The following is a 23,711-nucleotide window of genomic DNA, read 5'->3' as shown; positions in this document are numbered from 1 at the left end:
GCGGCGTCTGCGACCTGCCGCGGCGCACCGCGGCGTCCGGGCGCCGCTGCCGCGTCCGTTCCGGTGGGACACGCTGCCCGCGATACCGGACACGGCCTGTCGGGTATCGGAACCGGAATTGCCGCGCGGTGCACCTCTCGTAACGACACAGCCGCATCTGGCGCACTCCGCGTGCATTGCGGGCCTCCAGGCCCGATGCTGAGGGCGTGATGGACGAGACGGAGTTCTGGGAGCTGATCGACTCCACCCGGCAGGAGGCCGACAGCGACCCCCAGGAGCAGGCGGATCTGCTGGTCGAGCGGCTGACGCAGCTCGATCCCGACGCGGTGACGTACTTCGCCCGCCACTTCGAGTCGCGCTACAACCGGGCCTACCAGTGGGATCTGTGGGCGGCCGCCTGGATCCTGCTGGACGGCGCCAGCGACGACGTCTTCGACGCCTTCCGCTGCTGGCTGATCGGCCAGGGCCGGGAGGTCTTCGAGGGCGCGGCCCACGACGCGGACGCGCTCGCCGAGCTGCTGGACGACTTCGACGAGGAGCTGGACGGCGACGGCGAGGAGCTGGGCTTCGCGGCGGACGAGGCGTACGAGCAGCTCACCGGCACCGTCCTGCCCGACCTGGGGCTGCCGGAGGCTCCGCCCGACCCGGAGGGCGTCGCCCTCGACATGGAGGACGCCGGGGCGCTGGCCGATCGCCTGCCCCGGCTGTGGGACCGCTTCCGGGGCGAGTGACCCCGGCACCCGCGAGCCGGTCCGCGCCCGCCGTCGGAGACGGAGCCGCGACCACGGCCGGCCCGGCCGCGCCTCCGAGGGCGGGCTGCCGGCCCTCGCGTCCGGCGCCTCACTCCGGCCGTACCGTCCCCAGATACGCCTCGCACCGGCCGAGCAGCGCGATCAGCTGAGCCCGCTCCTCCTCGGTGAACTCGGCCGACAGGCCTCGCTCGACCCGTACGGCGCCCTCGTCAGCGCGGGCCAGGGTGTCGGTGCCCAGTTCGGTCAGCCGGGTCTCCAGCACGTTGCGGTGCCAGGCGTGCGGGGTGCGAGTGATGAGCGCGCGCTGTTCCAGGTTCTTGAGGATCGTGTTCATCGTCGGGGCCGTCACCCGGCAGGCCCGGGCCAGGGCGGCGGCCGGCATTCCGGGGTTCTCCGCGAGCTGGAGCAGCGCCGCGTACTGCGGGACCGTCAGCCCCGCGGGTTTGAGCACGGCGTGCTTGGCCGCCATCAACGCGTTGGACGCGTCCTTGAGGTACGAGCCCAGGCGCTCGCCGACGGGCATGGAGGTCATCCGGGCATCGTAACGACCAGCACGGGGATAAGCATCTTGACGATGATTAGAGTTCTAACTAATGTGCGTGCACATCTCATAACGAGAGGTCTTGGTCCTGGACCGCCGCGCCCGGCGCCGGACCCCGTCCTGCCCCTGGAGGCACACCATTCCCCGCACGGCTCCTTCCCGCACGGCACCCCGCCCGTCCGTCCGCCGCCGCACCGCCCTGGCCGCGCTCGCCGCCACCACGGCGGCCACCGCACTGACCGCGGCCGCTCCGGCGCCCGCCCCTCCCGCACCCGCACACTCCGCGTCCGCCACCTCGGCAGCGCACCCGTCCGGCCTGCGCATCTCCACCGCGTACGAACTGCCCGGCGACCGCGTCTACCCGGAAGGGATCACCCACGACCCCCGGACCGGCAGGCTGTACGCCGCCTCCTACGAGACCGGCGCCGTCTACCGGATGACGCCCGGACACCGCGTGGCCGAGACGTTCCTGCCCGCCGGTGCCGACGGGCGGCACACCGCCAACGGGCTGGAGGTCGACCGGGCAGAACGGCTGTGGGTCATCGACTCGACCCGCGGAGTCTCCGTCTACGACCTGCGCTCGCGACGGCTGCTCGCACGGTTCGACGTCCCGGGCGACGCCCCGTTCTTCATCAACGACCTCGCCCTGACCCCCGACGGCACCGCCTATCTGACCGACAGCGTGCGCAACGTCGTCCACCAGGTCACTCCCGCGCAGTTCGCCCGCGCCCGCGCCACGGGCGGACGCGGAGAGCTGAGCACCCGCTTCGACCTGACCCGACTGCTGCCCTCGCACCCGGACCGGGCACCGGCGCTGAACGGGATCGCCGCGGGACCCGGCGGCCACTGGCTGCTCACGGCCGACATGGTCGGGGGCGGCCTCTACCGGCTCGACCCGCGGACCGGCCGCGCCTCGCGGGTCGACACGCACGGGACGCGGCTGCGCAACGCCGACGGCCTGGAGACGGCGGGCAACAGAATGTGGGTCGTGCACAACACGGACGACGCGCTGAGCAGATGGCGGCTGAGCCACGACGGCACCAGGGCACGCCAGGAGGCCCGCCGCAGCGACCCCGACCTGCAACTGCCCACGACGCTGACCCGCTCGCGCGGCACGCTGTACGTGGTCCGCTCGCAGTTCGACCAGGGCGGCCCGATGGGACCGGGCACGCCGCGGACACCGTTCACCATCGCCGCCGTACGCGGCCTGTGAGCCGCGGCCGACAACACCCCGGTGCGTAGGTCAGGATGGGCGCATGCGTATCGCGGTCACCGGCTCCAGCGGACTCATCGGCTCGACGCTCACCCGCTCCCTGCGGGCAGCGGGCCACGACGTGCAGCGGCTGGTACGGCGCCCGGCGGCCGCGGGCGACGAGGTGCGGTGGGACCCGAGAGCGGGCCGGGTGGACACCGCGGGGCTGGCCGGATGCGAGGCCGTCGTCCATCTGGCGGGCGCCGGAATCGGCGATCACCGCTGGACGGACAGCTACAAGCGCGAACTGCGCGACAGCCGGGTGCAGGGCACCCGGACCATCGCCGAGGCACTGGCCGGACTGGACACCCCGCCCCGCACCCTGATCGTCGGCTCGGCGATCGGCTACTACGGCGACACCGGGGACCGGGTCGTCGACGAGTCCGCCCCGCCCGGTGAGGGATTCCTGGCGGAGCTGTGCCAGGACTGGGAAGCGGCGGCCGGTGCCGCGCAGGACGCCGGGATCCGCACGGTCCTGGGCCGCACCGGCCTGGTCGTCGCCCGCGGCGGCGGCGCGTGGGGGCGGCTCTTCCCGCTGTTCAAAGCGGGCCTCGGGGGGCGGCTGGGTGACGGGCGGCAGTACTGGAGCCATATCGCACTGCACGACCATGTGGCGGCGCTGCGGTTCCTGTTGGATGAGGAGGCACCGGCGGGACCGGTGAACCTCACCGCACCGGAACCGAGCACCAACCGCGAGGTGACCGCCGCCATGGGGCACGTGCTGCGCCGCCCCACCCCGTTCCCGGTGCCCGCGCCCGTCCTGCGGGCCGCCCTGGGCGAGTTCGCCGGGGACGTGCTGGGCAGCCAGCGCGTCCTGCCCCGCCGGCTGCTGGACGCGGGCTTCCGGTTCGCCTTCCCCACCGTCACCGAGGCCATCCGCAGCGCCCTGTGAGCCGCTGCCCCTCCGGCGGCGGACCCGGGCGACCGGCGCCGGGTCCGGAAGCGGGTCCGGGAGCGGCGTGCCGCGGCGGTGGACGCCGGGGATGTGCATCCGGGCGCCCCTCGCGCGACGTACCGCGCGGACGGCCGCACACGAACGCTCGAACACGGGTATGAGCTGAGCGCGCGGGGGCATCAGGACGGCAGCCGACGCCCGCAGCAGCACAGGGACCCACGCACCCGGACAGGTCGGAACACGCCCGCACAGGCGCGGACACCGGCACACGCAGCAGCCGCAGGCAGCACTCGCGGCACACGTACCCGCACACGCACGGACGCGGAGAAGCACCGCCGCACACACGCACAGCAGCACCGCCGCACACGCACAGCCGCACACGCACAGCCGCACAGCACGAGAACAGGCAGCAGCGAGAAGGCAGACCCATCGGCCCGTACGCGCGTCGACGTCGGGAGGAAACGTGCTGATCAGCAGCGCATACGCAGGCACCCGGACAGGGACCGGCGACGAGGAGGTGGAGGGCCGGGGCAGGGCCAGGACCGCGGACGTGGTGATCGTCGGGGCGGGACTGGCAGGACTGGCCGCGGCGCACCGGCTGACCGGCGCGGGGTTGCGCGTCCTGGTCCTGGAGGCGGCGCACCGCGTCGGGGGCCGGTCGCGGACCGACCGCGTCCAGGGATTCCGGCTGGACCGGAGTCCCGGTGTGCTCAGCCTGGACCGGGACACGGAGGCGCTCACCCGGCTGCCGGCCCTGGAGGGGCTCGCGCTGCGCCCGTTCCCGCCGGGGGCGCTGCTGCACTCGGAGGGCCGCACGCACCATGTGGCGGCCCGGTCGGCGGAGCGCCACTGCCCGCCGCCGCGGACGGGCCGTGCGGTGCTGTTCGACCGGCGCACGAGGGGCGCAGGGAGCACTCGGGGCGCATTCACCACCGCCCGCGCGCTCACCGGGGCGCGGAGCCGGGCCGACATGTCCGACGCCCTGGGCCTTGCCCGGCTGCGCGCCTCCCTGGACCGGTTCGCCGCGGTGCCGCCCCAGGGTCTGCTGTCGCGGCCCGAACTGCCGGCCAACCAGGCGCTGTCCGCACGCGGGCTGCCCACCCGGCCGACGGAGACGCTGGTGCGCCCGCTGCTCACCGCGCTGCTGTCGGATCCCGCGCTGACCACCTCCAGCCGGGTCGCCGATCTGACCCTGCGCGGTTTCGCCCGCGGCGGGCTGGGCGTACCGGCAGGCGGTCAGGAAGCCGCCGTGGAGTTGCTGGCCGCCGCACTGCCACCGGACTCGGTCCGCACGGGCGTACGGGTCACCTCGGTGAGCACGCACGCCGTGCGCACCGCCGAGCACGGCACGTTCGGCTGCGAGGCGGCGCTGGTGGCCACCGGTGCCCGGTCGGCCGCCGCGCTGCTGCCGGGGCTGCGGGTACCGGAGTTCCACCCGGTGACCGTGCTGCACCACGCCGCGCCCGAGCCCCTCCCGCCCGGCGCGGACGGACCGTCGTTCACGGTGTGCGCCGAGCGGGAGGGCGCGGAGCCGGGTCCGGTCAGCCACACCTGGGCGGCCTCGGCCGTGGACCCGTCGCGTGCCGCGCCGGGCCGGGCGCTGCTGACCTCGGTCGTGCTGGGCACGCGTGCGAGTGAGCCGGCCGCTGCACTGGACACGGCCGCCCGCTGCCAACTGGCCCGTGTCTACGGGGTGCCGACGGACCGCTGGGAGCTGCTGGCCGCGTACCACGACCCGGACGCGGTACCGGCGATGCCCGCGCCGCACGACCCGCGTCGTCCCGTCCGGGTGCTGTCGGGCCTGTACGTGTGCGGGGAGCACCGGGACACCAGCACACCGCGCGGGGCCCTGCGTTCGGCCGAGCGCGCGACGGAGCAGATCCTGCGGGACTTCGGCCGCCCGGCAGCCCTGGGGCAGGGCGCGCACGCGTCCGCCGCGCCGGACGCGCGAGAAGCGGCGCGGGAGCCCGTGCGAGAGGCGGCGCAAGAGACCGCCGCATAATCGAACACGAGTCCCGAACTCCGGGATGACCAGCGGGTTTTGTCAGTGGGGCGGGGTAGAATATGGGGTAGTAATCAGGAAGCGCACCGACGTCTGGAGGAGGCCGTCGATGACTGCTGTCCGTTCCCGAACCCCTCGTTCGCACTCCCGCCCCACGACCCGTACCACGACCCGCACCACGACCCGCACCACCCGCGCGGCGTCTCCGCAGCAGCAGCACCTGCCGAAGATGTCCACCCTTCCCGTGCTGCCCAAGAAACCGCTTCCGCCCGGCCGGCCGCGCGAGTGGTACGAGGCGCACAACCGGCGCCTCAAGGCCATGCGGATCGCGATAGCCCTGCTCGACACCGGTGTCCACACCGCCGCGCAGGCCCGGAACCGCACCATCCGTACGACGGCGCACCGCATCGGCGTGCACCCGCCGTCCCTCACCACCTGCCGCATGGTGCGCTCGCTGCTGCCCTGATCCCGTCCTTCCGCGCCGCCCGGCCCTCGCCATCGGCCGGGCGGCGCGGGGCGGCTCCGCCGCGCCGACATCGGGCACCGAAAAACCGGTGGCGTCATGAGCATGGGTGCTTTACGGTCCTGACAGTCACGGACGGTCAGGCGAACCCATGAAGGAGCCCCCATGGCGGCAGACGAAAGACGTACCGATGCCAAGGCGCTGGTGGCGGCCGCCGTCACGGTCGTGCTGTGGGCCTCGTCGTTCGTCTCCATCCGCAGTACCGGCGAACACTTCACCCCCGGCGCACTGGCCCTGGGACGACTCGGAGCCGGTTCCCTCGTACTGTGCGCGGTGCTCCTCGTGCGCCGGGAGGGAATCCCGCCGCGCGCCGCCTGGCCCGGCATCATCACCTCCGGACTGCTGTGGTTCGGCGGTTACATGGTCGTCCTCAACTGGGGCGAGCGCCTCGTGGACGCCGGGACGGCCGCGATGCTCGTCAACATCGGCCCCATCCTGATGGCGCTGCTGGGCGGCTGGCTGCTCAAGGAGGGCTTCCCCACCCGGCTGCTGGCCGGGATGGCGGTCTCGTTCGCGGGCGCCGTCGTGGTCGGCCTGTCCGTCTCCGACGGCGGGGGTTCCTCGCCGCTGGGGGTGGTGCTGTGCGTACTGGCGGCCGTCGCCTACGCGGTCGGGGTCGTCAGCCAGAAGCCCGCGCTGCGGCACGCCTCACCGCTCCAGGTCACCGCGTTCAGCTGCCTGATCGGATTCGTCGCCTGCCTGCCGTTCGGCGGGCACCTGGTCTCCGACATGGCGGACGCGCCGCTGTCCGCCACCCTCAACACCGTCTACCTGGGAGTGTTCCCGACCGCGCTGGCGTTCTCCACCTGGGCCTACGCGCTCTCCCGCAGCACCGCGGGCCGGATGGGATCCACCACCTACGTCGTGCCCGTCCTCGTCGTGCTGATGTCCTGGATCGTCCTGGACGAGGTGCCCGGCCCCCTGGCCCTGGGCGGCGGTCTGCTGTGCCTGGCGGGGGTCGCGGTCTCCCGCTCCCGAGGCCGGAGCCCGCGCCCCCCGCAGCCGGTCGCCGCGGCTACCGCGACGCCAGCCGGGCAGCCGACGTCCCCAGCCCCGTCGGGCCGTCGAACGGCCAGTTAGGAAGGAAGTGGCGGCGCAGATCGGCCTCCCCGTAGCGGCGGCAGTCGCGGTGCCACACCAGGATGCCGGACATCCAGTTCTCCAGTTCCCGCACATAGCCGTCCAGCGCGGCCCGGCTCGCCTCGTCCAGCCCGAAGTCGTCGTAGAGCACGGGGAACTCGTGCGCGGCCACATGCTGGAACTGCCGCATCCGGGACTTCATCAGGTCGTCGACGATGCGCAGCGCGGTGGGGTAGTCGCAGTCGAAGAAGTTGCGCACCACCAGCACCCCGTTGTGCAGCTCACCCTCGAACTCGATCTCCTTCTGGTACGAGAAGACGTCGTTGAGCAGGCAGGCGTAGTCGGCGGCGGCGTTCTCCAGCGACTTCATGGGCCCGCTGCGGTAGACGGCCTCCGGGATCGTGTCCGGCTGGGCCAGCCGGCACAGGCTCATCGTCAGGTCGGAGCCGAAGGTCCTGCGCCGCATCTCGACGTAGTCGACGGGGTCGGGGATGCGGTTGAGCGCCTGGTTGTCCAGCTCCCACAGCCAGCTCTCGGCCATCACCTCGATGGCGGTGCGGAAGCGGCGGCGCTTGGCGGGCGTCATCGGGCCGGCCGTCCTGGCCCACAGGTCGGCCAGCGAGCACTCCAGCGGACTGCCCGGCGGCGGCGCGGGCTCCCCGTCGACGGGCATGAAGAGGGAGAGCCGCCGGGTGCACTCCCTGGCGCCCGCCAGGTCCCGGGTGCGGCCGAAGCGGACCGGATAGTAGTCGTCGCCCCAGGTGCCCCAGGCCAGCCAGGCCGAACTCAGGTCGAGTTGGGCGGCGCTCGCGTCCGGGTGGATCCCGGCGGCGCACAGCGGCAGGTCGTAGTCCCGGATCAGACCCTCGTCCCACACCCGGCCGCCCGCCACGTCCGGCTGCGGGCCCAGCAGCCCCGTCCCGTGCGCCCAGGCGACGACCCGCTCCCGGGCCCCGTCCAGATGCGGGCTGAGCCGGTCGGGGAAGGGCATCTCGAACTGCGGCAGCACCGAGGGGCCGGTGCGCTCGTGCGGTGCGTGCGCGAAGGAGCGGGCCCGGCGCGCCTGCGCCCGGGGAGCGGGGCGCAGCGTCGCCAGCGCCGAGGTGCCCGGCCCCGAAGGGGCGAACGGCAGCCGCGCCGGGCGCCCGGCGACCGCTCCCCCGCCGTTCATGTAGCGGCTGGAGCGCATGTGCCACTCGTGACCGCCCGACTGCCAGTCCTGGAGCCCCTTGACATAGGCGGCGACATCGGCGCAGGCGGCCTGATCCAGCCCCTCCTCGGCGCAGAGGGCGGGCAGTTCGGTCAGCGCCGTGTGCTCGAACTGCTGGAGCCGGGAGGTCAGCAGGTCGTTCACGGACTCGGCGGCCTCCTGGGTGGTGCACTCCAGGAAGGTCTCCAGCACCAGCACGCCGTTGGACAGTTCACCCTCGTCGCCGATCTCGCGCTCGTAGGAGAACAGGTCGTTGCGCAGGTGCACGGCGTCGGAGAAGGTGTCGCGCAGCACGCACAGCGGGCGGGACGCGGCGACGGCCGCGGGCACCTCGGCGTGCTCGGCGAACTCCACCAGCCCGGCCGACCAGGGGGCGCCGCCGACCTTGCGGCGCATCTCGATGTACTCGACCGGGTTGGGCACCCGGCCGATGTTGATGTTGGACAGCTCCCACAGCGACTCGTTGAGCAGGTTCTCGGTGCTGACGGCGAACCGCGCGCGCCAGTCCGCCGACATCGACGGCACCGTCCTGGCCCACAGGTCGGCCAGCCCCGCCTCGACCGGGTTGGCGGGCCGGGGCGGCGGCACCGTCGGGTCGTCCTCCAGCGGCATGAACAGCGGCAGCCGGTCCAGATACGCCTTGCCGCCCACGCGGTCCTGGGTGCGTTTGAACTCTTCCAGGAAATGGTCGTCGAAGAAGAAGACCCACACGTACCAGTCGGTGACCAGCGCCAGGTCGTCGGCGGTGGCGTCGGGGTGGGTGTAGGCGCACAGCAGCGCGTAGTCGTGCGCGTCCAGGTCGGCGGTGTCCCAGATCCCGGACCCCTCCAGCATTCCCATCTGCCGTGCCCACTCCCGGGAATGGGTGCGCGCCTGGTCGACGTGCGGGTTGAGACGGGCGGGGTAGGGCACGTAGAAGTCGGGCAGTTCGAAGGGTTGCGACAACGTTCGTCCCTCGGCTCGTCGATTCGGTGCGGGATCGGCCTACCCGGCCTGGAATGACGAACATCCTTTTTCACCCGGATGTGTGAGGGGCGCTCCGAGGCGCTGTCGAACAAAACCGTTGGCTGTGCGCCGAGTCGGGCTGCTAGCTTCGCTTTCGTGGCGAAGCTGAATCAGATCATCGCAGTCGAGAAGGGCGTCAAGTCCAAGGTGGTGCAGGACCTGGCGCAGGCCCAGCACGGGCTGACGAAACCGCAGATGCTCGCGGGTATCTCGCGTACGTACCAGCCCAAGGACGAAGAGGGCGAGCAGCTTCCGCCGGAGTCGACACGCGTCCAGGTCAAGGCCGAGGATGTACTGAAGGAAACGGCGAAGATCCTCACGCGGCTGTTCGATGTGACGGCCACCAAGGACTGGTCGAACCTCACAGCCCGCGCGGACGTCTCGGTCGACGGCCGTACGGTGCTCTCCGACGTGCCGGTCTCCTACCTGCTGTTCCTGGAGAAGCAGCTGGGCGAGCTCGGCTCGTTCCTGCGGAAGCTGCCGATCCTGGACGGCGCCGAGGCGTGGGAGATCGACCCCTCCACCGACTGGTGGAAGACGGAGCAGGTCCGCACGGTGCGCACCAAGAAGGTGCCGCGCAACCACGTGAAGGCGGAGGCCACCGAGAAGCACCCGGCCCAGGTCGAGGTCTACTACGAGGACATCCCCGTCGGCTACTGGACCACGGTCAAGTACTCCGGGGCCCTCCCGGCCCGACGGGTCAACGAACTGCTGGAGCGGCTGGACAAGCTCGCGGCCGCGGTGAAGTTCGCCCGCGAGGAGGCCAACGGGACCGAGGTCGCCGACAAGCGGGCCGGCGAGGCCGTCTTCGGGTACCTGTTCGCCTGACCGCTCGCACCGGTGCCCCGCTCCGGTGCGGGCGTCCGCGTCCCGGACCTCCGCGTCCCCGACCCTCCGTATCCTGACCGTACGGCTGTCCGTGTGCCGTCCACCCGACCGATCCGGGAGAGTGCCCGCGACCGACCGACACCCCAGACTCCCCGGGCCAGGGGCCGACGCCCCGTCGGCCCGGGGTGCGCCAGGAGCGCAAAGCTGAAACTGAAGCTGATGTGTGAACCCCCGGCCGCACTGTGTCTCGCAGGCGCCGGTCAGTCTCAACCTCTCGCTCCACGCTCAGCATCGCCGTTCATCGCCCGGCAACCGGGGCGGTGACGACCTCGAGACGCTGGTTCGAACCCAGCCGGCGCGTCCACGCTGCGCCGTGGTGGAGTGGCTCCACGCGAGGACATCGCCGAACGATCCGCCCATGAACCGTCAGGGCGTGCGAACGAGCGGCACCCAGGACCCCGGGGCCGGGTAAAGCCCCGGGGTCCCTTCTCCTCTCCCCCTACGCAGGGTTCCGGGGCACTGCCGCGCCCGTCCCCGGCGTCCGGGTGCGTGGTACGTTGCAGCAGCCAGTCAAACCCTTGATCGGGTCAGGGAATCCGGTGCGAATCCGGAGCTGACGCGCAGCGGTGTGGGACTGGGGCGTGCACGAGGCCACTGGGGCGCAGCCCCCGGGAAGGCGCACCGCCCCCGCAGTCCCGAGTCCGAAGACCTGCTGGCGGCCGCGCCCGGAAAGCCCCCGGCGCGGTACGACGCCGGGCCCCGCGATCGGGCCTCTGACGGAGAAGGATCTGCTGGCCATGCGCCGACCGCGCCGCATCCGCGCCCTCGTGCCGGGCCGTCCCCCGGGAGCCGCCCGCAACCGCTCGGCCGCCGCCGGCCGGACCGCCGCACACCCGCGCCCGCCGCACCGCACCGGCCGCGCGGTCCTCACCTCGCTGCTGCTGATATCCGTGACCGCCTGCGCCGGGGGGTCCGGCGACGGAGGCGGAGACGCGCGCGGCTCCTCCGCCGAGGGCTTCCCGTACACCGTCACCAACTGCGGGGTGAAGACCACCTTCACCGAGCCGCCGCAGCGGGCGGTGACCATGAACCAGCACGTCACCGAGATCATGCTGGCGCTCGGCCTGCAGGACCGGATGGTCGGCACCGCCTACCTGGACGACCGGATCCTGCCCCGCTACGCGAAGGCCTACCAGGGCATCGACGTCCTGGCGAAGAAGTACCCGTCCAAAGAGACGCTGCTGGGCGCCGCACCGGACTTCGTCTACGGCGGCTACGCCAGCTCCTTCGACAAGACGGAGGGCCGGTCGCGCGCGGCACTGCGGGAGAGCGGCATCACGACCCGGCTCGACCTGGAGTCCTGCACCGAGGACGTGGACATCGACACGCTGCACCGGGAGTTCCGGGAGGTCGGCCGGATCTTCGGCGTACCGGAACGCGCCGCGGCGCTGGTCAGGAAGCAGGACCGGCAGCTGGCAGCCACCGCGAAGCGGCTGAAGGGGACGGAGAGCACCCGGGTGTTCGTCTACGACAGCGGGGAGAGCTCCGCGTTCACGGCGGGCGGCGCGGGCATCGGCGACGAGATCCTGCGCCGGGCCGGCGCCCGCAACGTCTTCGCCGACCTCGACAAGACGTTCGCCGACGTCTCCTGGGAGCAGGTCGTCAAGCGCGAGCCGGAGGTCGTGGTGATCTACGACTACGGCGGAACGACCGTCGCGCAGAAGAAGAAGCGGCTGCTGGAGGACCCCGCGCTGGCCGACGTGCCCGCGATCGAGCACGAGCGGTTCGCCGTGCTGCCGCTCTCCTCGGCGGTACTGGGCCCGCGGGTGCCCGACGCGGTGGACGCGCTGGCCCGGCAGCTGCGCCCGGAGGACACCGGTGCGCAGTAGCACCGCGCCGCGCGCCTCCGCCGATCCGCTGCGGTGCGCCCTGGTCTGCGGCGTGCTGGCCACCGTCCTGGTCGCCGGGGCGCTGGCCGGGCTGGCGCTCGGCGCGGCCCGGATCCCGCTCCCCGACGTGCTGGCGGCCCTGACCGGCCGGGCGCAGCCGGGCCCGTTCACCACCATCGTGCTCGATGTGCGGCTGCCGCGGGTGCTGCTGGCCGCCGTCGTCGGCGCCGGACTGGCACTGGTGGGCGCGGTGCTGCAGGCACTGGTGCGCAATCCGCTGGCCGATCCGTATCTGCTGGGCATCTCCTCCGGCGCCTCCACGGGCGCCGTCCTGGTCGTCGTCCTGGGCGTCGGGGCCGTCTCGATGCAGGCGGGCGCGTTCGCCGGGGCGCTGCTGGCGATGGTGACCGTCTACGCGATGGCGCGGAGCGGCGCGGCGGTGACGACGGGACGACTGGTGCTGGCCGGAGTCGCGGTGCAGTACGTGCTCTCCGCGCTGACCAGCCTGGTGCTGGTGACCTCCGCGGAGAACGAGCATCTGCGGGCCATCCTCTTCTGGACGCTGGGCGGGCTGGGCCAGGCCCGCTGGCAGACCCTGCTGCTGCCCGCGCTGGTGCTGGGCGCCGGGCTCGCCCTGCTGCTGGCGCTGGCCAGGCCGCTGGATCTGCTGCTGGTCGGTGAGGAGGGCGCCACCGTGCTGGGGCTGGACACCGGACGCTTCCGCGCGGCCTCGTTCGTGCTGGCCTCCCTGGTGACGGCGGTGCTGGTCACGGTGAGCGGCGCGATCGGCTTCGTCGGGCTGATGGTGCCGCACGCGGCGCGGATGGCGGTCGGTGCCGGGCACCGGGCGCTGCTCCCCGTCGCGGCGCTGGGCGGGGCGGCCTTCCTGGTGCTGGCCGATCTGGCGGCGCGCACCGTCGCAGCGCCCGAGGAGATCCCGGTCGGTGTGCTGACGGCTCTCACCGGCGGGCCGTTCTTCCTGTGGCTGTTGCGCCGCACCCGGCGCGCCGAGGGGGTGATGGGGTGACGCCGCCGCACGCCCTGGACGTCGAGGAGGTGTCCTACCGGGCGGCGCAGGGACGCGTCCTGCTGGACGGGGTGCGCCTGCGGGCAGCGCCGGGCGAGACCGTCGGCGTCGTCGGGCCGAACGGCAGCGGCAAGACCACCCTGCTGCGGTGCGTCTACGGGACGCTGCGGCCCACCGGCGGCCGGATCACGCTGGGCGGCCACGACGCGGCGGCACTGAGCGTCAAGGGCCGGGCGAGGCGGGTGGCGGCCGTGCCGCAGGAAGCGGGCGGCGGATTCGGACTGACCGCGGGCCGGATCGTGGCGATGGGCCGCTCCCCGCACAAGCGGTTCTGGGAGGGCGACACCGCAGCGGACACGGCCCGGGTCGCCGAGGCGCTGGAGCGGACGGGCGCCGCCGCGCTGGCCGGGCGGCCCTTCGACGAGCTGTCCGGCGGCGAGCGGCAGCGGGTGCTGGTGGCCCGCGCCCTGGTGCAGGACCCCGGACTGCTGGTGCTGGACGAGCCGACAAACCATCTGGACGTGCGCTATCAGTGGGAGTTGCTGGCGCTCGTGCGGGACCTGCCCGCCACCGGTCTGCTCGCGCTGCACGACCTCAACCTCGCCGCGTACTTCTGCGACCGGCTGTACGTGCTGGAGGCGGGCCGGGTCGTGGCGGACGGCACGCCCGAGGAGGTGCTCACCCCGGGACTGCTGGCCGAGGTGTACGGGGTGCGGGCCGAGGTGGACGTGCATCCGGAGACGGGTGCGCCGACGGTGGTGTACCTGCCGCCGCGGGAGCCGCGGGGGTTGCCGCACCCGCGGGAGCCGCGGGAGACACAGGAGCCGCGGGAGCCGCGGGAAGGGCTGCGGGGATGACCGGCGCGGGCGGGCCCGCCGAACCGGACGAACTGACGGCGCTGTGCGCGCTGACGGACCTGGCCTCCGCGCACGGCCCCCGCTACCACATGCTGCCGGGCGAGCCGCCTCCCGCGGAGACCGCCGCCGGGGCGTGGCTGCCCGCGGACCGCCTGCTGGACGCGGACAGCGCCGAGCTGGCGCGGCTGCTGTCCGCCGAGTGGCAGGGCAGCGGACACCGTTCGGCGCACGCGGCGGCGCTCACCCTGATCGCGGTGTACGCGGGGCGGGTGACGGCCGCGGCGGTGCTCGACTGGGTGCTCGACGGGCGCGTGTGGGACGTGCGGCCGGGGAACATCCTGGTGCGGCCCGGCGGCCACGGGATCGCCGGCGTACGGCTGCGGACTCCGCGGCTGCTCGCCGCGCCCTCCGCCGAACCGGCCGGCACGCTCTCGGCGCTCCACGAGGCCGTGCTGGACTCCCATCTGCTGCCGCTCGCCGCCGCGCTGCGCCGCGCGACCCGTGCCGGACTGCGGCAACTGCACGGCGGAGTGGCCCACGGCTGCGCCACCGCGCTGAGTGCCGCCGCGGCCCGCCCGCCCCAGGAGCTGGCCCGGCGCTGGGCGGAGTTCGTCGGCCCGCGGCCGGAGCTGGTGCGGCTCGGTGACCTCGCCGAGGTCACCGGTGCCGACGGCGGCCGCCGGCTGCGCTACCTCCGCAACACCTGCTGCCTCTACTACACCAGCGCGGAAGCGGTCCGCTGTGCGAGCTGCTGCCTGACCCCGCGCGCCGACCGGCTGCGCGCCTACGCGGCGCGCTGAACCGGCCGGACGGTCGGGACGGCACGGCCCGACAGCCGGGACCGTGCCGCTGGCTGCCGGGCCGTGCCGTCACCACAGCTCGGTGCTGTGCCGCTCCACCAGGGTGCCGATCCGCGCGACGACGTCGTCCTCCGGCAGCGGGTCGAGCCGGCGTCCGTCGCGCAGCCGTACCGCGATCCGCCCGGCTGCGGCCTCCCGGCGGCCGAGCACCGCCTGGTAGGGGACCCGGCGGGCCTCCCGTACCCGGGCGCCCAGGCTGCCGCGCTCAGGCGGAGCGAGTTCGGCGCGCAACCCCGCGGCGGTGCAGCGCCGCACGAACGCCTCGCCCGCGGCCCGTTCCGCTTCGGACACCGGCAGCACGGCGAGCTGGAGGGGCGCCAGCCAGGCGGGGAACGCGCCGCCGTGCACCTCGATCAACTGCGCCACCGCGCGCTCCACGCTGCCGAGCACGGCGCGGTGGACCATGACCGGCCGGTGGGCCCGGCCGTCCGCGCCGGTGTAGCGCAGATCGAAGCGCTCGGGCTGGTGCAGGTCGACCTGGACGGTGGAGAGGGTCGCCTCCCGGCCCGCCGCGTCGGCGATCTGCACGTCGATCTTGGGCCCGTAGAAGGCGGCCTCGCCCTCCGCGGCCTCGTACGGCAGCCCGGCGTCCTCCAGCGCCTCGGTCAGCAGCGCGGTGGCCTGCCGCCACGCGTCCGGGCCGGGCAGCCGGTCGCCGCCCGGCGCGGGCAGGGAGAGCCGGTAGCGGGCCGCCTCGATGCCGAGCGCCCGGTAGGCGTCCCGGATCAGCTCCAGTGCCGCCCGGGCCTCGGCCGCCACCTGGTCGAGGGTGCAGAAGATGTGCGCGTCGTTGAGCTGGATGGCGCGTACCCGGGTGAGTCCGCCGAGCACTCCGGAGCGCTCGGCCCGGTACATGGTGCCGAGTTCGGACATCCGCAGCGGCAGTTCACGGTAGCTGTGCGCGCGGGAGCGGTAGATCACCGCGTGGTGCGGGCACAGGCTGGGGCGCAGCACCAGCACCTCGCCCGCCCCGGCGTCCACCTCGTCCGCCTCGTCCGCCTCGGCGTCTCCCTCGGGGGCTTTCTCGGCGTTCCCCGCACGCCGCTCCAGGGGCGGGAACATGTCGTCGGCGTAGTGGTCCCAGTGGCCGGAGAGTTCGTACAGTTCGCGCTTGCCGAGGACGGGCGAGCAGACGTGCCGGTACCCGGCGCGGCGCTCGACTCCGCGGATGTACTCCTCCAGCGCGTGCCGGACGGTGGCGCCGTCCGGCAGCCAGTAGGGCAGTCCTGCGCCGATCAGCGGATCGGTGCCGAAGAGCTGCAACTCGCGGCCGAGCGACCGGTGGTCGTGGCGGGCTGCGGTCATGGGGTCCTCCCTCGTGGGCACGGGCCGCCCGAGGGGGACGACGAAGCCCCGGGCACTCGGCCCGGGGCTTGACGGGTTCGTCGGTCAGCGCGCCGGGACTTCGTCCGGCGTCGTCGTCCTGGCGATCTGTACGGCGCGCTGCTGCATGGAGGCAACCTAGCAGCGCGGGCCGTACCCCGTCCGCCGGGTTTTCCGGGCCCCCAGCCGGAGCCCGGGCCCCGGTCGGGGCGGTGGGGCCCCGGTCGGCGCGGTGGGTAGCATCGCGGCACTGCGCGCGGCACCGCGGCAGTCGATCGATATACGGGGGAGCACGTGTTCGGGATCGTCAGGCCCTGCAGGCACCGGTTGCCGGAGGGACTCAGGGCCGAGTGGACGGCGCATCTGTGCGGGCTGTGCCTCGCACTGCGCGACGGCCACGGGCAGTTGGCGCGGATCGTGACGAACTATGACGGGCTGCTGGTCTCCGTGCTGACCGACGCGCAGGCCGGGACCACCGCCTCCCGGCGCCGCACCGCGGGACCGTGCCCGCTGCGGGGCATGCGGACCGCTTCGGTCGCCCGGGGTGAGGGGGCGCGGCTGGCGGCCTCGGTGTCCCTGGTCCTCGCCTCGGCGAAGATACGGGACCACATAGCCGACGGGGACGGGGTGCTGCGCCGCCGTCCGCTGGCCGCCGCCGCCCGCCGGACGGCCGCGGGCTGGGACCGGGCCGGTGCCCGGACCGGGGGCGCGCTGGGCTTCGACACGGCGCTGCTGGTCGACGCGGTGGAGCGGCAGACGGACGTGGAGCGCGCCGCGGGCCCTGGCACTCCGCTGGCGACCGTCACCGAGCCGACCGCGACGGCCACCGCGGCGGCCTTCGCGCACACGGCGGCCCTCGCGGGCCGCCCCGGCAACGCGGCCCCGCTCGCCGAGGCGGGCCGTCTCTTCGGACAGCTCGCGCATCTGCTGGACGCGGTCGAGGACCGTGCGGCGGACGCCGCGGAGGGGGCCTGGAATCCGCTCACCGCCACCGGCACCACCCCGGCCGAGGCGCGGAAGGTGTGCGACGAGGCGGCGCGGGGCATCCGGCGGGCGCTGCGCGGTGTGGACTTCGCGGACCGGCGGCTGGCGCACGCCCTGCTGGCGCACGAGGTGCCGCGCGCCGTGGACCGCGCGTTCGGCACGGCGGCGTGCGCGCACTCCGGTGCACCGGCTGCGGTCGCGGGCCCGCACGGGGACGCCGGGCCGCACCCGCAGCCTTACGGGCAGCAGCCCTACGGGCAGGAGCTGTACGGGCAGCAGCCGGGGCGGCCGCCCTACGGTCAGGCACCGCCCACTCTCAACGGCCCCGGAAATCCGTTCGCGGGCGCGGGCGCGGCCGGCGGGAGCGGCGACGGAGGCGGCAGCACCGGCGGCCCGGGCGATTCCGGGGGCCGCGGTCCGGGCCGGCAGCGGCCGCCGCGCGGCTTCTGGGCGGGCTGCGCTGCCTTCGTCGGCCTCTGCTGCACGTGCCAACTGTGCTGTGCCTCGGAGTACGAGGGTCCCTGGTCCCGCAAGAAGCGGGAGGGGTGCCTGGACTGCGGCGATTGCTGTGACTGCTGCGACTGCTGCAGCAACTGCAACTGCGACGGGTGCGGTTGTGACGGCTGCGACTGCTGCGGCTGCGACTGCTGAGGGCGCTGCCCCCGCTCACCCTCCTTCCCGCCCCGATGGCCCCGCCGGCCCGGGGGGAGGAACTGACGTGGTTCCCATGGCCGTCCGCGGGCACCCGTGCGCGGACGATGGGGAGGATCCATGGACATCACCGTCCCGAGACGTCGCAAACAGGGCGGCCGTATCCGCGGATTCCGCGGCAGGGCAGGGAAGTCAGGCGCCGGGAAGGCGACACGGCAGGCCAGGTCCACGGCGCGGCCGGTGCTGAGCGGTGCCGCGCGGGCCGGGTTCACCGGGCGCGGCGTGACATATCTGCTGGTCGGCGTGCTGGCGGTGCAGGTGGCGTTCACCGGCGGGAAGGGCGGCGAACAGGCCGACCGGGGCGGGGCGCTCCAGCAGGTGGCGGAGCAGTCCTTCGGCGGCCTGCTGCTGTGGGCGCTGGGCCTCGCGCTGGCCGGCATGGCGCTGTGGCGGCTGTCCGAAGCGGTCTGGGGCGCCGCGGGGCCGGACGGCGACAAGGCGACCAAACGCCTGGCATCCGGGGCACGGGCCGCCTTCTACACGTTCGTCGCGTACTCCGTACTGGCCTTCGCCGCGGGTGACAAGGGCAGCGGCAGCGGCGCCTCCGACAAGCGCTCGCGCGATGTGACGGCCGACGCGCTGGGGCTGCCCGGCGGGCAGTGGCTGGTGGGCGCCGCGGGCGCCGCCGTGGTGATCGGCGGTGTGGTGCTCGGCGGGCGCGCTGCGCTGCGGAAGTACCACAAGCATCTGCGCACCCACCGGATGTCGGCGCGGCAGCGGAAGTTCGTGGACACCACCGGGGTGGCGGGCGGGCTCGCCCGCGGTCTGGTGTTCGCCGCCGCCGGCGGCTTCCTGATCCGCGCCGCGCTCACCTACGACCCCGACCGGGCCAAGGGCATGGACGACACCCTGCGCGCCTTCGCCGAGACCCCGGCGGGGCCGTGGCTGCTGGTGGCCGTGGCGGTGGGGCTCGTCCTCTTCGGGCTCTTCTCGTTCGCGGTGGCGCGCTGGCGCAGCACCTGAACCGCAGGCGGGCCGGGGCCGGGGACCGCAGGGCCCGGGAACGTCCGGTGCCCGGAGAAACCGCAGGGCCCGGGAGCGGCGTCGGCCGGTCCCGGGCCCCATGGGCGAGCGAGTGCGAGGTCAGCGCAGCACGGCCAGCGCCTCGTTGAAGGTCTTCGACGGACGCATCACGGCCGCCGCCTTCTCCGTGGACGGCTGGTAGTAGCCGCCGATGTCGGCGGGCTCGCCCTGCACGGCCAGCAGCTCGTCGACGATCGCCTGCTCGTGCCCGGCCAGCGTCCCGGCCAGCTCCGCGAACGCCTGGGCCAGCTCCGCGTCCTCGGTCTGCGCCGCCAGCTCCTGCGCCCAGTACAGGGCGAGGTAGAAGTGGCTGCCGCGGTTGTCGATGCTGCCGAGCTTGCGGCTGGGCGACTTGTTCTCGTTCAGCAGCGTGCCGGTGGCGCGATCCAGGGTGTCCGCGAGGATCTGGGCGCGTGCGTTGCCCGTCTTGTGCGCGAGGTGCTCGAAGCTGACGGCCAGCGCGAGGAACTCGCCCAGGCTGTCCCAGCGCAGGTAGTTCTCCTTGACGAGCTGCTGCACGTGCTTGGGTGCCGAGCCGCCCGCACCCGTCTCGAAGAGCCCGCCGCCGTTGATCAGCGGAACGATGGAGAGCATCTTCGCGCTGGTGCCCAGCTCCATGATCGGGAACAGGTCGGTCAGGTAGTCGCGCAGCACGTTGCCGGTGACCGAGATGGTGTTCTCGCCGCGGCGGATGCGCTCCAGGGAGAACGTCATCGCGTCGGCCGGGGACATGATCTCGATCCGCAGCCCCTCGGTGTCGTGCAGCGGCAGGTACTCGCGGACCTTCCCGATCAGGTTCCGGTCGTGGGCGCGGGTCTCGTCCAGCCAGAAGACGGCCGGGTCGCCGGTGGCGCGGGCGCGGGTGACGGCCAGCTTGACCCAGTCCTGGATCGGCACGTCCTTGGTCTGGCACATCCGGAAGATGTCGCCCTCGCCCACGGCCTGCTCCAGCACCAGCTCGCCCGCGTCGTCGAGGACGCGGACCGTGCCGGTCGCCGGGATCTCGAACGTCTTGTCGTGGCTGCCGTACTCCTCGGCCTTCTGCGCCATCAGGCCGACGTTGGGCACGGAGCCCATGGTGGCCGGGTCGAAGGCGCCGTTGGCCCTGCAGTCCTCGATGACGGCCTGGTAGATGCCCGCGTAGCTGCTGTCGGGGATGACCGCGAGCGCGTCCTGCTCCTGGTCGTCCTTGTTCCACATGTGCCCCGAGGTGCGGATCATCGCGGGCATGGAGGCGTCCACGATGACGTCGCTGGGCACGTGCAGGTTGCTGATGCCGCGGTGCGAGTCGACCATCGCCAGGTCCGGGCCCTGGGCCAGCTCGGCGTCGAAGGACGCCTTGATCTTGTCGCCCTCCGGCAGCGACTCCAGACCCTTGTAGATGCCGCCCAGACCGTCGTTGGGGGTCAGCCCGGCCGCGGCGAGCTGGTCGCCGTAGGCGGCGAACGTCTTCGGGAAGAAGGCGCGCACGGTGTGGCCGAAGATGATCGGGTCGGACACCTTCATCATCGTCGCCTTCAGGTGCACCGAGAACAGCACACCCTCCGCCTTGGCCCGCTCGACCTGCGCGGAGAGGAACTCGCGCAGCGCGGCGACGCGCATCACCGCGGCGTCGACGACCTCGCCGGCCTGCACCGGCACCGACTCGCGCAGCACCGTGGTCGAGCCGTCGTCGCCGTGCAGCTCGATCCGCAGCGCACCGTCCTGGGCCAGCACGGCGGACTTCTCGGTGGAGCGGAAGTCGTCACCGTCCATGTGCGCGACGTTCGTCTTCGAGTCGGCGCGCCAGGCGCCCATGCGGTGCGGGTTGGCCTTGGCGTAGTTCTTGACGGAGGCCGGCGCGCGGCGGTCGGAGTTGCCCTCGCGCAGGACGGGGTTGACGGCGCTGCCCTTGACCTTGTCGTAGCGGGCGCGCACCTCCCGCTCCTCGTCGGTCCGCGGGTCGTCCGGGTAGTCCGGCAGCGCGTAGCCCTGCTCCTGCAGCTCCGCGATGGCGGCCTTGAGCTGCGGGATGGACGCCGAGATGTTCGGCAGCTTGATGATGTTGGCCTGCGAGGTCTTGGCCAGCTCGCCGAGCTGCGCCAGCGCGTCCTCGATGCGCTGGTGCTCCTCCAGCCGCTCGGGGAAGCCGGCGATGATCCGGCCGGCCAGGGAGATGTCGCGGCTCTCGACGGCGACGCCGGCCGTCGAGGCGTACGCCTCGACCACGGGCAGGAACGAGTACGTCGCCAGGGCCGGGGCCTCGTCAGTGTGCGTATAGATGATGGTCGAGTCAGTCACCGCTACTCCGCTTCGCGTCTACATCGTCTCGATATCAAGATATCCCGTGACGGGGCGGCGCGGTGAAGCGGCCCGCGCTTGGCCGCGCGGAAGCCGGGCGCCCTGGCCGCCGCCCGGGGCACCCCCGTACGACACCGCCCCGCGGCACCCGGTCCCACCAGCGGCGACGTGCCGGGCCGGCCCGGAGACCGGTGCCCGCAACCCGCACCGGCCCGCGCCGACGGATGTCGGGGCGGGCCGGAGTGAGGACCGGGGTCAGGGCCGACGTGGGAGCCGGACGCCGGAGTCAGGAGCACAGCCGGGCGCCGGGTCCGGGTCCGGGCGGGCTCGCCCCCGGCCCCGCGGCCGGTTCAGGCCACCGGGGCCGGGAAGGTCGGGTACTCGGCTCCGGAGACATGCTGGACAACCCGGACGACCTGGCACGAGTAGCCGAACTCGTTGTCGTACCAGAGGTAGAGGATCGCGTTGTCCCCCTCGACCTTGGTGGCGCCCGCGTCGACGATGGAGGCGTGGCGCGAGCCGATGAAGTCGTTGGAGACCGCGTCGGGGGCGCTGGTGAAGTCGATCTGGCGCTTGAGCGGCGAGGTCAGCGAGACGTCCCGGAGGTGGTCCAGCACCTCCTCGCGGCTGGTCTCGCGGGCGAGCTGCAGATTGAGGATGGCGATCGAGACGTCCGGCACCGGGACGCGGATCGAGCTGCCGGTGATCGTCGCCTCGAGGTCGGGCAGCGCCTTGGCGACGGCCGAGGCGGCGCCGGTCTCGGTGATGACCATGTTGAGCGGCGCCGAACGCCCGCGCCGGTCGGACTTGTGGTAGTTGTCCAGCAGGTTCTGGTCGTTGGTGAACGAGTGGACGGTCTCCACGTGACCGCGCAGCACCCCGTACTCGTCCGCCATCGCCTTCAGCGGCGGGACGATCGCGTTGGTGGTGCAGGACGCGCAGGAGATGATCCGCTCGTCCGGCTTGATCATGTCGTGGTTCACGCCGTGCACCACGTTGGGCACGTCGCCCTTGCCGGGCGCGGTCAGGATCACCTTGTCGATGCCGGGGCGCAGGTGCTGGGAGAGCCCCTCGCGGTCGCGCCACCTGCCGGTGTTGTCGATGAGGACGGCGTCCTTGATGCCGTACGCCGTGTAGTCCACCGACGTCGGGTCGTCGGAGTAGATGACCTTGATCTCGTTGCCGTTGGCGATGATGGTGCTGTTCGCCTCGTCGACGGTGATGGTGCCCTGGAACTGCCCGTGGATCGAGTCGCGGCGCAGCAGCGAGGCCCGCTTGACCAGGTCCTGGCCGGCGGCCCTGCGGACGACGACGGCGCGCAGCCGCAGGCCGTTGCCGGAACCGGCCTTCTCGATGAGCAGGCGGGCGAGGAGGCGGCCGATGCGGCCGAACCCGTAGAGGACCACGTCCCGGGAGGCCCGGCGGTCGATCTTGTCGGCGCCGGTCGCACCGGCCACGGCCTGCGCCGTGAACTCCGCCACGGACAGACCGCGGTCGTCGTTCCGGTAGGTCGCGGCGAGCATCCCGATGTCGATCTGGGAGGGGCCGAGGTCGAGCGCGGTGAGCGCGTGGAGGAACGGCAGCGTCTCGGTGACGGACAGTTCCTCCCCGGCTATCTGCCGCGCGAAGCGGTGGGCCTTGAGGATGCTGATCACCGACTTGTTCACCAGGGAGCGGCTGTGCAGCAGGACAGTGACGTCCCGCTCCCGGTGCAGCTTCCCGATGATCGGGATCATCGATTCCGCGATCTCCTCGCGGTGCTTCCAGTTGGTGAACACGTCGTCGTTGACAGTCACAGATCTATCTTTCGAGCTAGGCGGCGCTCATATGCTAACCCGTCCACGGAGCGGCCCGTACGAGCGGCCGGACGAACAGCCGAACACCTGGGCGAGGCGGCCGGGCTCCCCGGGCCGGACCCTGGATCCGGTGCCGACCGCCCCCGGGCGGCGGACGCGACGTCTCCCGCCGGGACGTCCCCGGGTTCGGTACGCGGCCTCGCGGGCAGGAAGGCGCGGGGAGGGATATCACACGCCCGACCGCCTCAGGAGCACCGTCCGGGCCGTCCCGCCGCCCGGCGCAGAGGGGAGAGAGGTGCCGATGTCTCCCGCACCACGGCCCGAGGAGCCCCCGGCCCCGCCGAGCGCACCGGGATCCCTGACCCTGCTCGGGGCGGCGGTGGTCGTCCACGACCCGGAGACCGGCCGCATCCTGCTCCTCCAGCGCGGTCCGGACGCTTCGTTCGCACCCGGCATGTGGGACATCCCCGGGGGCAAGAGCGAGCCCGGCGAGCCGGTCACCGGCACCGCGGTGCGCGAGTTGACCGAGGAGACCGGTCTCACCGTCCGGCCGGAGCACCTGCGCCTCGCGCATCTGACCCACGGCGCCCGGACAGCCGGTGTCCCCCACGGCTTCCTCACCGTCGTCTTCGCCGCCCGCACCTGGTCCGGCACGCTCGAGAACCGCGAACCGGACAAACACCCCCAGGTGCGCTGGGTCGACCCCCGCAGCCTCCCCGAGCCGTTGGTGCCCAGCACGGCGACCGCCCTGCGCGGATACCTCGACCTCGCCGACGGCCCCGGCATCGCACTCCGCGGCTGGTGAAGACCCCCACCGCACGACGACTCCCCGCGGACGGCGAAGCCCCGCGGCGCCCCTGTGGCGACGCAGGA

General features: G+C 73.4%; 19 protein-coding genes and 1 riboswitch. Of the genes, 14 read left to right on the top strand and 5 right to left on the bottom strand.

What is annotated here, in order from left to right; all coding sequences use genetic code 11:
- Positions 1–209 precede the first annotated feature (209 nt).
- Positions 210–731, top strand: coding sequence for a DUF4240 domain-containing protein (locus tag ACFYNS_RS04185; RefSeq protein ID WP_360297503.1), 522 nt, complete (start codon positions 210–212; stop codon positions 729–731).
- 109 nt (positions 732–840) lie between these two features.
- Here ACFYNS_RS04185 and ACFYNS_RS04180 read toward each other — a convergent pair whose 3' ends face one another.
- Entirely contained in the window at positions 841–1,284 is a 444-nt protein-coding gene (locus tag ACFYNS_RS04180) for a MarR family transcriptional regulator (protein ID WP_360297480.1), read from the bottom strand.
- 91 nt (positions 1,285–1,375) lie between these two features.
- Here ACFYNS_RS04180 and ACFYNS_RS04175 point away from each other — a divergent pair, with 91 nt between their 5' ends.
- The 5 genes from ACFYNS_RS04175 to ACFYNS_RS04155 all read left to right on the top strand — a co-directional run bounded on the left by ACFYNS_RS04175 (position 1,376) and on the right by ACFYNS_RS04155 (position 7,045).
- Positions 1,376–2,506 (top strand): SMP-30/gluconolactonase/LRE family protein, encoded by a 1,131-nt coding sequence (locus tag ACFYNS_RS04175; protein ID WP_360297477.1) that lies wholly within the window; start codon positions 1,376–1,378, stop codon positions 2,504–2,506.
- Between the two features lie 43 nt (positions 2,507–2,549).
- Entirely contained in the window at positions 2,550–3,437 is an 888-nt protein-coding gene (locus ACFYNS_RS04170) for a TIGR01777 family oxidoreductase (protein WP_360297474.1), read from the top strand.
- A 466-nt stretch (positions 3,438–3,903) separates the two neighbouring features.
- Positions 3,904–5,442: an FAD-dependent oxidoreductase gene (locus ACFYNS_RS04165; protein ID WP_388600672.1), complete on the top strand. Its 1,539-nt coding sequence runs from the start codon at positions 3,904–3,906 to the stop codon at positions 5,440–5,442.
- A gap of 229 nt (positions 5,443–5,671) precedes the next feature.
- On the top strand, positions 5,672–5,908 hold the full coding sequence (locus ACFYNS_RS04160; protein ID WP_360297498.1) for a hypothetical protein: 237 nt from the start codon (positions 5,672–5,674) through the stop codon (positions 5,906–5,908).
- Positions 5,909–6,070: 162 nt separating this feature from the next.
- The gene (locus tag ACFYNS_RS04155) at positions 6,071–7,045 is read left to right on the top strand and encodes a DMT family transporter (protein WP_360297471.1); all 975 of its coding nucleotides are present in this window, start codon (positions 6,071–6,073) and stop codon (positions 7,043–7,045) included.
- Here ACFYNS_RS04155 and ACFYNS_RS04150 read toward each other — a convergent pair.
- Positions 6,981–9,200 (bottom strand): germacradienol/geosmin synthase, encoded by a 2,220-nt coding sequence (locus ACFYNS_RS04150; protein ID WP_388600669.1) that lies wholly within the window; start codon positions 9,198–9,200, stop codon positions 6,981–6,983. The two genes, ACFYNS_RS04155 and ACFYNS_RS04150, sit on opposite strands and share 65 nt — an antisense overlap.
- A 156-nt stretch (positions 9,201–9,356) precedes the next feature.
- Here ACFYNS_RS04150 and ACFYNS_RS04145 point away from each other — a divergent pair, with 156 nt between their 5' ends.
- The 5 genes from ACFYNS_RS04145 to ACFYNS_RS04125 all read left to right on the top strand — a co-directional run bounded on the left by ACFYNS_RS04145 (position 9,357) and on the right by ACFYNS_RS04125 (position 14,661).
- The gene (locus ACFYNS_RS04145; RefSeq protein ID WP_360297465.1) at positions 9,357–10,088 is read left to right on the top strand and encodes a hypothetical protein; all 732 of its coding nucleotides are present in this window, start codon (positions 9,357–9,359) and stop codon (positions 10,086–10,088) included.
- Positions 10,089–10,638: 550 nt separating this feature from the next.
- A riboswitch (cobalamin riboswitch) is annotated at positions 10,639–10,820 on the top strand.
- 65 nt (positions 10,821–10,885) lie between these two features.
- On the top strand, positions 10,886–11,977 hold the full coding sequence (locus ACFYNS_RS04140; protein WP_388600666.1) for an ABC transporter substrate-binding protein: 1,092 nt from the start codon (positions 10,886–10,888) through the stop codon (positions 11,975–11,977).
- On the top strand, positions 11,967–13,004 hold the full coding sequence (locus ACFYNS_RS04135) for a FecCD family ABC transporter permease (protein ID WP_388600664.1): 1,038 nt from the start codon (positions 11,967–11,969) through the stop codon (positions 13,002–13,004). Before ACFYNS_RS04140 ends, ACFYNS_RS04135 begins: the two co-directional genes overlap by 11 nt.
- On the top strand, positions 13,001–13,861 hold the full coding sequence (locus ACFYNS_RS04130; RefSeq protein ID WP_388600661.1) for an ABC transporter ATP-binding protein: 861 nt from the start codon (positions 13,001–13,003) through the stop codon (positions 13,859–13,861). The genes ACFYNS_RS04135 and ACFYNS_RS04130 overlap by 4 nt, the downstream gene beginning before the upstream one ends.
- The gene (locus ACFYNS_RS04125; RefSeq protein ID WP_388600658.1) at positions 13,858–14,661 is read left to right on the top strand and encodes a (2Fe-2S)-binding protein; all 804 of its coding nucleotides are present in this window, start codon (positions 13,858–13,860) and stop codon (positions 14,659–14,661) included. Before ACFYNS_RS04130 ends, ACFYNS_RS04125 begins: the two co-directional genes overlap by 4 nt.
- Before the next feature lie 69 nt (positions 14,662–14,730).
- Here the strand turns inward: ACFYNS_RS04125 and thrS are convergent, their stop codons facing one another.
- Positions 14,731–16,026 carry a threonine--tRNA ligase gene (gene thrS / locus ACFYNS_RS04120; RefSeq protein ID WP_360297453.1) on the bottom strand — a complete coding sequence of 432 codons (1,296 nt, stop codon included), beginning with the start codon at positions 16,024–16,026 and terminating at the stop codon, positions 14,731–14,733.
- A gap of 312 nt (positions 16,027–16,338) precedes the next feature.
- On the opposite strand from thrS, the gene ACFYNS_RS04115 reads away from it, so the two are divergent.
- Positions 16,339–17,679, top strand: a complete 1,341-nt coding sequence (locus tag ACFYNS_RS04115; protein WP_388600654.1) for a DUF5685 family protein — start codon at positions 16,339–16,341, stop codon at positions 17,677–17,679.
- 120 nt (positions 17,680–17,799) lie between these two features.
- Positions 17,800–18,702, top strand: coding sequence for a DUF1206 domain-containing protein (locus ACFYNS_RS04110; RefSeq protein WP_388600651.1), 903 nt, complete (start codon positions 17,800–17,802; stop codon positions 18,700–18,702).
- A 120-nt stretch (positions 18,703–18,822) separates the two neighbouring features.
- Here the strand turns inward: ACFYNS_RS04110 and ACFYNS_RS04105 are convergent, their stop codons facing one another.
- The gene (locus tag ACFYNS_RS04105) at positions 18,823–21,042 is read right to left on the bottom strand and encodes an NADP-dependent isocitrate dehydrogenase (protein ID WP_388600647.1); all 2,220 of its coding nucleotides are present in this window, start codon (positions 21,040–21,042) and stop codon (positions 18,823–18,825) included.
- A 350-nt stretch (positions 21,043–21,392) separates the two neighbouring features.
- The gene (locus ACFYNS_RS04100; RefSeq protein ID WP_360295233.1) at positions 21,393–22,838 is read right to left on the bottom strand and encodes a glyceraldehyde-3-phosphate dehydrogenase; all 1,446 of its coding nucleotides are present in this window, start codon (positions 22,836–22,838) and stop codon (positions 21,393–21,395) included.
- A 301-nt stretch (positions 22,839–23,139) separates the two neighbouring features.
- Here ACFYNS_RS04100 and ACFYNS_RS04095 point away from each other — a divergent pair, with 301 nt between their 5' ends.
- Positions 23,140–23,643, top strand: coding sequence for an NUDIX domain-containing protein (locus ACFYNS_RS04095; protein ID WP_360295236.1), 504 nt, complete (start codon positions 23,140–23,142; stop codon positions 23,641–23,643).
- Positions 23,644–23,711: the final 68 nt, after the last annotated feature.

Source organism: Streptomyces sp. NPDC006925, assembly GCF_042869575.1.
Classification (GTDB): domain Bacteria; phylum Actinomycetota; class Actinomycetes; order Streptomycetales; family Streptomycetaceae; genus Streptomyces.
This window is presented reverse-complemented; position numbering and strand designations above follow the sequence as displayed.

Coding starts and splice junctions, on each gene's coding strand:
- ACFYNS_RS04155 (WP_360297471.1), top strand. CDS start 6,071: ATGGCGGCAGACGAAAGACGTACCGATGCCAAGGCGCTGGTGGCGGCC.
- ACFYNS_RS04170 (WP_360297474.1), top strand. CDS start 2,550: ATGCGTATCGCGGTCACCGGCTCCAGCGGACTCATCGGCTCGACGCTC.
- ACFYNS_RS04095 (WP_360295236.1), top strand. CDS start 23,140: ATGTCTCCCGCACCACGGCCCGAGGAGCCCCCGGCCCCGCCGAGCGCA.
- ACFYNS_RS04110 (WP_388600651.1), top strand. CDS start 17,800: ATGGACATCACCGTCCCGAGACGTCGCAAACAGGGCGGCCGTATCCGC.
- ACFYNS_RS04140 (WP_388600666.1), top strand. CDS start 10,886: ATGCGCCGACCGCGCCGCATCCGCGCCCTCGTGCCGGGCCGTCCCCCG.
- ACFYNS_RS04185 (WP_360297503.1), top strand. CDS start 210: ATGGACGAGACGGAGTTCTGGGAGCTGATCGACTCCACCCGGCAGGAG.
- ACFYNS_RS04160 (WP_360297498.1), top strand. CDS start 5,672: ATGTCCACCCTTCCCGTGCTGCCCAAGAAACCGCTTCCGCCCGGCCGG.
- thrS (WP_360297453.1), bottom strand. CDS start 16,026: ATGACCGCAGCCCGCCACGACCACCGGTCGCTCGGCCGCGAGTTGCAG.
- ACFYNS_RS04125 (WP_388600658.1), top strand. CDS start 13,858: ATGACCGGCGCGGGCGGGCCCGCCGAACCGGACGAACTGACGGCGCTG.
- ACFYNS_RS04180 (WP_360297480.1), bottom strand. CDS start 1,284: ATGACCTCCATGCCCGTCGGCGAGCGCCTGGGCTCGTACCTCAAGGAC.